The organism is Kitasatospora sp. NPDC057512 (assembly GCF_042802135.1).
In the GTDB taxonomy this organism is placed as follows: domain Bacteria; phylum Actinomycetota; class Actinomycetes; order Streptomycetales; family Streptomycetaceae; genus Kitasatospora.
The window spans coordinates 1-7,463 of the sequence record NZ_JBHVET010000415.1 but is presented as its reverse complement, the minus strand read 5'-3'; the positions used below and the strand labels follow the sequence as shown (position 1 = coordinate 7,463).

Below are 7,463 nucleotides of genomic sequence, written 5' to 3'. Positions count from 1 at the left end.
GCGCTGCAGCAGGGCACCGACTCCGGCCGGGCCGCCGTGGCCCGGGCCGAGCGCGAGGAGGCCGCCGGTGCCGCACCCGGCCGGGCCGCCCGCGGAAACAGCGACAGCACCACCGGCACCACCGGCACGACCGGCACCACCGGCACGATCCCCGCCACCCCCGGCGGCACCACCCCCGGCGACACCACCGCCGACCGCGACCCCGGTGACCCGAGCACCGGTCCGACCTCAGAAGGAGCCGAGCAGTGAGCAGCACGCCCAGCCCGACCGCCACCGACGAGATCTCGTGGGTGCTGACCCCGCTGCTGGAGCTCCCGGGGGTGCTGCACGCCGTCATCGCCACCGGCGACGGCCTGGTCGAGGGCGCCTCGGACGGCCTGGAGCGCGCCTCGGCCGAGCGGGTCGCCGCGATGACCGCCACCGTGCACGCCGCCGCCCGGGCCTTCACCGCCGCGTTCACCGACGTCGAGCGGCCCCGGCTGGCCCAGACCGTGGTGGAGTCCGACCTCGGCTACGCCGTCGTGGTGCCCGCCGGGGAGAACACCTCGCTCGCCGTCTTCACCTCGCCGGACGCCCAACTCGGCAACGTCGCCTACCAGATGCAGTTGCAGGTCGCCGCCCTCGGTCGCGCGCTCGCGAGCCCGACCCGGCGGCCGGACGACGACGTCCGGTCATGACCGCCGCTCCCCGCAGGCGGATGGTGCCCGCCTACCTGGCCACCGGCGGCCGCAGCCGACCCGGCACCAAGGGCTTCGAGCGGCTGACCGTGCTGTTCGCCGACCGCGCCGACCCGCCGGAGGCGCTCGACCCCGAACACCGCCGGCTCTGGGAACTGCTGCGCCCCGGCGCGCTGACCGTGGTGGAGGCCGCCGCGCACCTGAGCCTGCCGGTCAGCGCCACCGTCTTCCTCGCGGCCGACCTGGTCGAGGCGGGCTGCCTGCACGCCCGCGCGCCGATCCCGCGCGCCCAGCAGACCGACCGCTCCATCGTCGAGAGGCTCCTCGTTGGACTCCGTGCGCTCCGGTGACCCGGCCGCCCGGCCGGAACCGGAAGACCAGAGCCGGGTGGGCTACCTGCCCGACCAGGACCAGACGCTGATGAAGCTGGTGGTGGCCGGCCCGTTCGGGGTCGGCAAGACCACCCTCATCCGCACCCTCTCCGAGATCGCCACCCTGCACACCGAGGAGGCGATGACCGAGACCGGCCGCCCGGTGGACGACCTGGCCGGCGTGCCCGGGAAGTCCACCACCACCGTCGCCGTCGACTTCGGCCGGCTCACCCTGCCCGGCAACGTGGTGCTCTACATGTTCGGCACCCCCGGCCAGCGCCGGTTCTTCCCGCTCTGGCGGGACATCGCCCGCGGCGCGGTGGGCGCCCTGGTGCTCGCCGACACCCGCCGGCTGGCCGACTCCTTCGAGATCATGGACATGGTCGAGGAGCAGGGCCTGCCGTACGCCGTCGCCGTCAACCGCTTCCCGGACGCGCCGGACCACCCGGTCGAGGTGCTGCGCACCCACCTGGACCTGCACGCCGCCACCCCGCTGCTGCTCTGCGACGCGCGCGAGCGCGACAGCAGCCTGGACGCGCTGATCGCGCTGGCCGAGCACGTCCTGGACGCCCTGCCCGCCGCCCCCGCCACCCCGGACCCCGCTGGCCCGGGCCCCGTCACCTCGGACCCCGCCACCCCGGAGCAGCCGTGACCGTCGAGTCCCGCCCGACCCCGATCCACGGCCCGGTCTTCGCCGCCGACCCCCAGCTGGTCTACGAGCGGCTGCGGCGGCACGGCGCGGTCGCCCCGGTGGAGATCGCGCCCGGCGTCGAGGCCCTGCTGGTCACCGACTACCAGGCCGCGCTGGACCTGCTGCGCGACACCGACACCTTCTCCAAGGACTCCCGGGCCTGGCAGCGGACCGTCCCGCCGGACTCCCCGCTGCTGCCGGTGCTCGGCTACCGCCCGACCGCGCTGTTCAGCGACGGCGAGACCCACGCGCGCTACCGGGCGGTGATCACCGACGCCCTCGCGCTGTTCGAACCGCACCGGCTCCAGCGCCAGGTCGCCGAGACCGCGCACCGGCTGATCGACCGCTTCGCCGCCGTCGGGCACGCCGACCTGATCGCCGAGTACGCCCGCCGGCTGCCCGCCTTCGCGCTCACCACCTGGTTCGGCGTGCCGCCGGAGCAGCGCGAGGAGGTGGTGGACGCGATCACCGGGCTGATCGAGTCCACCGCGCGGGCCGGCGCCTCGTACGGGAAGCTCCTGGCGGTGGTCACCGCGATGGTCGCCGAGCGCCGCGAGCGCCCCCGGCACGACCTCACCTCGATGTACGTCACCCACCCGGTCGGGCTGGACGACGACGAGGTGATCCGGCAGATCACCCTGACCCTGATCGCCGGGCACGAGCCGACCACCAACCTGATCGGCAACGCCCTGCTGCGCCTGCTCACCGACGCCCGCTACGCCGGCTCGCTGTTCGGCGGCGCGATGACCGCCCACCAGGCGATCGACGAGGTGCTCTGGCACGAGCCGCCGATGGCCAACCTCTCGGCCCACTACCCGCGGTACGACATCACCTTCCACGGCCGCGAGATCAAGGCGGGCACGCTGGTGCTGGTCTCGTACGCGGCCGCCAACTCCCAGGCCGCGCCGCCCACCGACGACGGCGGGCTGCGCAGCGGGGAGAGCGCCCACCTGGCCTGGGCGGCCGGCCCGCACGCCTGCCCGGCCCGGGACCCGGCCCTGCTGATCGCGATCACCGCCATCGAGCAGCTGGGCAGCCGCCTCAGCGACCTCGAACTCTCCACCCCCGCCGAGGACCTGCTCTGGCGCCCGGGCCCGTTCCACCGGGCCCTGACGCACCTCCCGGTCCGCTTCGCACCGGTCGAGGTGTAGGCCCGGACACACACACGGAGGCCCGGACACCGTACGTGTCCGGGCCTCCCTGCGTGTCCGGCCCTACTCGGCCGGCTTCAGCGTCAGCGAGACGCTGTTGATGCAGTACCGCTGGTCCGTCGGCGTGCCGTAGCCCTCGCCCTCGAAGACGTGCCCGAGGTGCCCGCCGCAGCGGGCGCAGCGCACCTCGACCCGGCGCATGCCGAGCGAGGTGTCCTCGATGTACTGGACCCGGTCCCCGGCCAGCGGCGCGTAGTAGGACGGCCAGCCGCAGTGGCTGTCGAACTTGGTCTCGGAGCTGAACAGTTCGGCCCCGCAGGCCCGGCAGCCGTAGACGCCGACGGTCTTGGTGTCGGTGTACTCACCGGTGAACGGCCGCTCGGTGCCCGCCTCGCGGAGCACGTGGTACTCCTCGGGGCTGAGCTGGGCGCGCCACTCGGCCTCGGTCTTCTCGATCTCGTAGCTCATCACGGGCTCCCGGTCGCGGTGGACGTCGGACGGACGTACGTCAGACGTTGGAAGCAACGTTCGCGAGGTGCCGCAGGATTTCCGGGCCCAGGTTGGTGACGTCCCCGGCGCCCATGGTGAGCAGCAGGTCGCCCGGGCGGGTGAGGCCGGCCAGCAGGGCGGGGGCGGCGGCGAAGGAGTGCTCCGCGGTGACCTCGGCGCCGGCCCGGCGGGCCGCGTCGATGATCAGCTCGCTGGTCACGCCGGGGATCGGGTCCTCGCGGGCCGGGTAGATGTCCAGCACCACCGAGGCGTCGGCCAGCGCCAGGGCCTGGCCCATCTCCTCGGAGAGCTGCTGGGTGCGGCTGAACAGGTGCGGCTGGAAGACCACCAGCACCCGGCCCCCGCCGGTCAGGCCCTCGCGGATCGCCTCCAGGTCGGCGGTCATCTCGGTGGGGTGGTGGGCGTAGGAGTCGATCACCTGGACCCCGCCGGCCTCGCCCTTGAGCTGGAGGCGGCGGCGCACGCCGGTGTAGGCGCCGAGCGCCTTGGCCAGGTCGGCGGCCGGGACGCCCAGCGCGACGCCGGCGGCCAGCGCGGCCACCGCGTTGTGGGCGTAGTGGCGGCCGGGCACCGAGACGGTGAAGCTCAGCTCGGCGCCGTCCAGCAGGACGGTGACCTCGCTGGTCATGCCGTGGGCGACCACCGAGAGCACCCGCAGGTCGGCGTCCTCGGCGGAGCCGACCGTCACCACGTTCAGGCCCTCGCGGCCGGCCACCCGGGAGGTGAGCTCGCGGGCGCCGTCGTGGTCGGCCGAGACCACCAGGGTGCCGCCGGGGACGATCCGGCCGACGAAGGTCTCGAAGGACTCGTAGATCTCCTCGATCGAGGCGTAGTTGGCGTGGTGGTCCAGCTCCACGTTGAGCACGATCGCCACCTCGGGCGCGTACTTGTGGAAGCTGCGGTCGCTCTCGTCCGCCTCGGCGACGAAGATCTCGCCGGTGCCGTGGTGGGCGTTGGAGCCGGGCGCGTCGAGGTCGCCGCCGATCGCGTAGGACGGGTCCAGGCCCAGCTCGCCGAGGGCGACGGCGAGCATGCTGGTGGTGGTGGTCTTGCCGTGGGTGCCGGCCACCGCCAGCGCCCGGCGCCCGCCCATCAGCGCCGCCAGCGCGTCGGAGCGGTGCACCACCGGGATGCCGCGCTCGTGGGCGGCGACCAGCTCCGGGTTGTCGGCCCGGATCGCGCTGGAGACGACCACGCTGCTGGTGCCGTCCGGCACGTGCTCGGCGGCGTGGCCGACGTGCACGGTGGCGCCGAGGGCGCGCAGCGCGAGGACGGTCTCGGACTCCTTGGAGTCGCTGCCCGAGACGCTGGCCCCGCGCACGGCGAGGATCTTCGCCAGGCCGGACATCCCGGCGCCGCCGATGCCGATGAAGTGCGGGGCGTGCAGGTCGTGCGCGGCGTCGTTCAAGGCGTGGCTCCGTAGGGGCGGGGGCAGACAGGGCGGGCGGACGGGTCGGGAAGACGGAATCGTCCTCGCGGGCGGACCGCAAGGACGATTCTGCACCACCGGCGCGCCGGGCCGGTCGGGTCAGGAGTCGCTGGCGAAGAGCCTGAGCACGGGGACGCCCACCTTGTGCCGGGCCTGGGAGGCCCAGTCGCGGTGGAAGAACTCCTCCACGAAGTGCGGTGAGGTGAGCACCACGACCTCGTCCGCCCGCTGCTCCCCGACGACCGCGCGCAGCCGCTCCAGCGGCTTCTCCCCGACCAGCTCGCCGACCGCCTCGGCCCCGGCCGAGCGCAGGTGGCGCAGGCTGTGCTCCAGCGACTCGCCGGCCACGGTCGGACCGCTCTCGGACTCGTCGTGCTCGTGCACCACCTTGTCGAGGTGGCCGAGGGCGACGTCGTCGAGCGCCCGCAGCAGCTCGTCCTGCCTGCCGCGCGGCTGCATCAGGACGACGAAGGACACCTTCTCCTCGCCGTGGAGCGTGGTGACGAGCTCCACGTCCGCGTCGGAGAGAGCCTTTTCGATCATCAGTACCGTCTTGAACACGTGAGTCCCTTCCAGTGGCCGGCCCCCGGGCCCCGGCATCCCATAACGGGATCGCGTTCAGGGGGTCACGGGGTTGTCCGAACCGGGGTGACGCAGGTAGCGGGTGAAGAGGAATCCTTTCTGCTCGATCAATGAGACCAGCCGCATCCGCTGCACGTCCGGCATTCGGGCGTCGTGCAGGATGCGCGGCGCGTCGCCGCCGGTGAGCAGCGGAGCCAGCGAGAGGCACAGCTCGTCCAGCAGGCCGGCCGCCGCGAGCTGCCCCAGCAGGCGCGGGCCGCCCTCGGTCAGCAGCCTGGTCCAGCCCCGTTCGGCCAGGGCCGCCACGCCCGCCCGCAGGTCCACCGAACCGGTGCCGGCGAGCACCAGGTCGGCCACCCCGGCGACCGCCCGGCGGCGCTCCGCCGGGGCGTCCTCGGTGGTGATGACCACCGTTCTGACCAGCGGCTCGGTGAACAGCGGCGCGGCCAGGTCCAACTCCAGCGAGCGGCTCACCACGGCGATCGCCGGGGCGGGCGCCTGCCCCGCCGCCGCCCGGGCCGCCGCGAACTCCTTGCGGGCCCGGGCCGGCCGGTAGCCCTCGGCGCGGACCGTCTCCGCGCCCACCACCACCACGTCCGACAGCGCCCGCAGCACCCCGAAGATCCGCTTGTCGGCATCGCCGGAGAGGCCCTCGGACAGCCCGTCCAGCCGGGCCCCGCCGTCCAGGCCGGACACCATGTTGGCGCGCAGCCAGGGGCGCCCCTGATTCACCTGTTCGGGGTACGCGTAGACGGCGGCGAGCGATTCCAGTGCGGCCGGATCGGCGAGCCGCCCGCCCAGCGGGCTGATCAACTGTTGCATGTCCCCAGTCTTCCACCGCGGGCCGTGGGCCGTTCGGGGCCGCAGGTCGTCCGGCTCGGGGCCGCGGGTCGTTCGGACGGCGTACGGGGCAGGCGTACCCTCTACTGATGTGCCCGCAGCCTCCCACTCCGCAACCGCGACCGAGCCGATAGCAGCCGCACGCGCCTCCGGCTCCCCGATCGCGCTCACCGACCGCCGACCCGTCGTGCCCGCCGAGCGGCTGGTCGCCGAGATGGTCCCGCCGCCCCGGTTCGCCGACGTGAGCTTCGGGACGTACATTCCGGACCCGACCCAGCCGAGCCAGTACGAGGCCGTCCAGGTCCTGGAGCAGTTCGCGGCGACCCTCGGCGGAGGAAACGGTTCCGCGCCCAAGCGCAGCTGGTTCCGCCGCTCCGCCCCCGCACCCACCGGCCCGGCCGGGGTCTACCTCGACGGCGGCTACGGCGTCGGCAAGACCCACCTGCTCGCCTCGCTCTGGCACGCCGCCCCCGGCCCCAAGGCCTTCGGCACCTTCGTCGAGCTGACCAACCTGGTCGGCGCGCTCGGCTTCCAGCAGGCCGTGCGGACCCTCTCCGGGCACACGCTGCTCTGCATCGACGAGTTCGAGCTCGACGACCCGGGCGACACCGTGCTGGTCTCCACCCTGCTCGGCCGGCTGGTCGACAACGGCGTGAAGCTGTGCGCCACCTCGAACACCCTGCCGGAGAAGCTCGGCGAGGGCCGCTTCGCCGCCGCCGACTTCCTGCGCGAGATCCAGGGCCTGTCCGCGCACTTCCGCCCGATGCGGATCGACGGCCAGGACTACCGCCACCGCGGCCTGCCGGACGCCCCGCCGCCGTACACCGACGAGGCCGTCACGGCCGCCGCGGCCCGCACCCCCGGCGCCTCGCTGGACGACTTCGACGCCCTGCTCGCCCACCTCTCCGCCGTCCACCCCAGCCGCTACGGCGCGCTGCTGGACGACGTCGCCGCGGTCTGCCTGCGCGGCGTCCGCCAGATCGACGACCAGTCCACCGCGCTGCGCCTGGTCGTGCTGGCCGACCGGATGTACGACCGCGAGCTGCCGATCACCGCCTCCGGCCTCCCCTTCGACCAGGTCTTCCCGGAGGAGATGCTGCGCGGCGGCTACCGCAAGAAGTACCTGCGCGCCATCTCCCGCCTGGTCGCCCTCGCCCGGGACAGCGCCAAGGCCTGACCCGTGACCCTCCCCCTCGCTCGGCAGTTGTTCCC

The 7,463-nt window shown here is 74.1% G+C and carries 10 protein-coding genes; 6 read left to right on the top strand and 4 right to left on the bottom strand.

The window, feature by feature from the left end; all coding sequences use genetic code 11:
* The 5 genes from ACFU6K_RS24695 to ACFU6K_RS24675 form a co-directional block, all read left to right on the top strand.
* On the top strand, positions 1-249 hold a 249-nt coding region (locus tag ACFU6K_RS24695), incomplete at its 5' end, for a hypothetical protein (protein WP_380666438.1).
* On the top strand, positions 246-677 hold the full coding sequence (locus ACFU6K_RS24690) for a roadblock/LC7 domain-containing protein (protein ID WP_380666436.1): 432 nt from the start codon (positions 246-248) through the stop codon (positions 675-677). The genes ACFU6K_RS24695 and ACFU6K_RS24690, both read left to right, overlap by 4 nt.
* Positions 674-1,027, top strand: a complete 354-nt coding sequence (locus tag ACFU6K_RS24685) for a DUF742 domain-containing protein (protein WP_380666434.1) — start codon at positions 674-676, stop codon at positions 1,025-1,027. The genes ACFU6K_RS24690 and ACFU6K_RS24685 overlap by 4 nt, the downstream gene beginning before the upstream one ends.
* Before the next feature lie 70 nt (positions 1,028-1,097).
* Positions 1,098-1,700, top strand: coding sequence for an ATP/GTP-binding protein (locus ACFU6K_RS24680; protein WP_380666442.1), 603 nt, complete (start codon positions 1,098-1,100; stop codon positions 1,698-1,700).
* Positions 1,697-2,890 (top strand): cytochrome P450, encoded by a 1,194-nt coding sequence (locus ACFU6K_RS24675; protein WP_380666432.1) that lies wholly within the window; start codon positions 1,697-1,699, stop codon positions 2,888-2,890. The genes ACFU6K_RS24680 and ACFU6K_RS24675 overlap by 4 nt, the downstream gene beginning before the upstream one ends.
* 63 nt (positions 2,891-2,953) lie before the next feature.
* Here the strand turns inward: ACFU6K_RS24675 and msrB are convergent, their stop codons facing one another.
* The 4 genes from msrB to ACFU6K_RS24655 all read right to left on the bottom strand — a co-directional run bounded on the left by msrB (position 2,954) and on the right by ACFU6K_RS24655 (position 6,233).
* On the bottom strand, positions 2,954-3,358 hold the full coding sequence (gene msrB / locus ACFU6K_RS24670; RefSeq protein ID WP_380666430.1) for a peptide-methionine (R)-S-oxide reductase MsrB: 405 nt from the start codon (positions 3,356-3,358) through the stop codon (positions 2,954-2,956).
* 40 nt (positions 3,359-3,398) lie between these two features.
* Complete coding sequence (gene murC / locus ACFU6K_RS24665) at positions 3,399-4,808, bottom strand: UDP-N-acetylmuramate--L-alanine ligase (RefSeq protein ID WP_380666428.1); 1,410 nt, start codon at positions 4,806-4,808, stop codon at positions 3,399-3,401.
* 120 nt (positions 4,809-4,928) lie between these two features.
* Complete coding sequence (locus tag ACFU6K_RS24660; protein WP_107086353.1) at positions 4,929-5,390, bottom strand: indole-3-glycerol phosphate synthase; 462 nt, start codon at positions 5,388-5,390, stop codon at positions 4,929-4,931.
* A gap of 57 nt (positions 5,391-5,447) precedes the next feature.
* Complete coding sequence (locus ACFU6K_RS24655; RefSeq protein ID WP_380666425.1) at positions 5,448-6,233, bottom strand: pyrimidine reductase family protein; 786 nt, start codon at positions 6,231-6,233, stop codon at positions 5,448-5,450.
* Positions 6,234-6,381: 148 nt separating this feature from the next.
* Here ACFU6K_RS24655 and zapE point away from each other — a divergent pair, with 148 nt between their 5' ends.
* Positions 6,382-7,428, top strand: coding sequence for a cell division protein ZapE (gene zapE / locus ACFU6K_RS24650; RefSeq protein ID WP_380666440.1), 1,047 nt, complete (start codon positions 6,382-6,384; stop codon positions 7,426-7,428).
* Positions 7,429-7,463 lie beyond the last annotated feature (35 nt).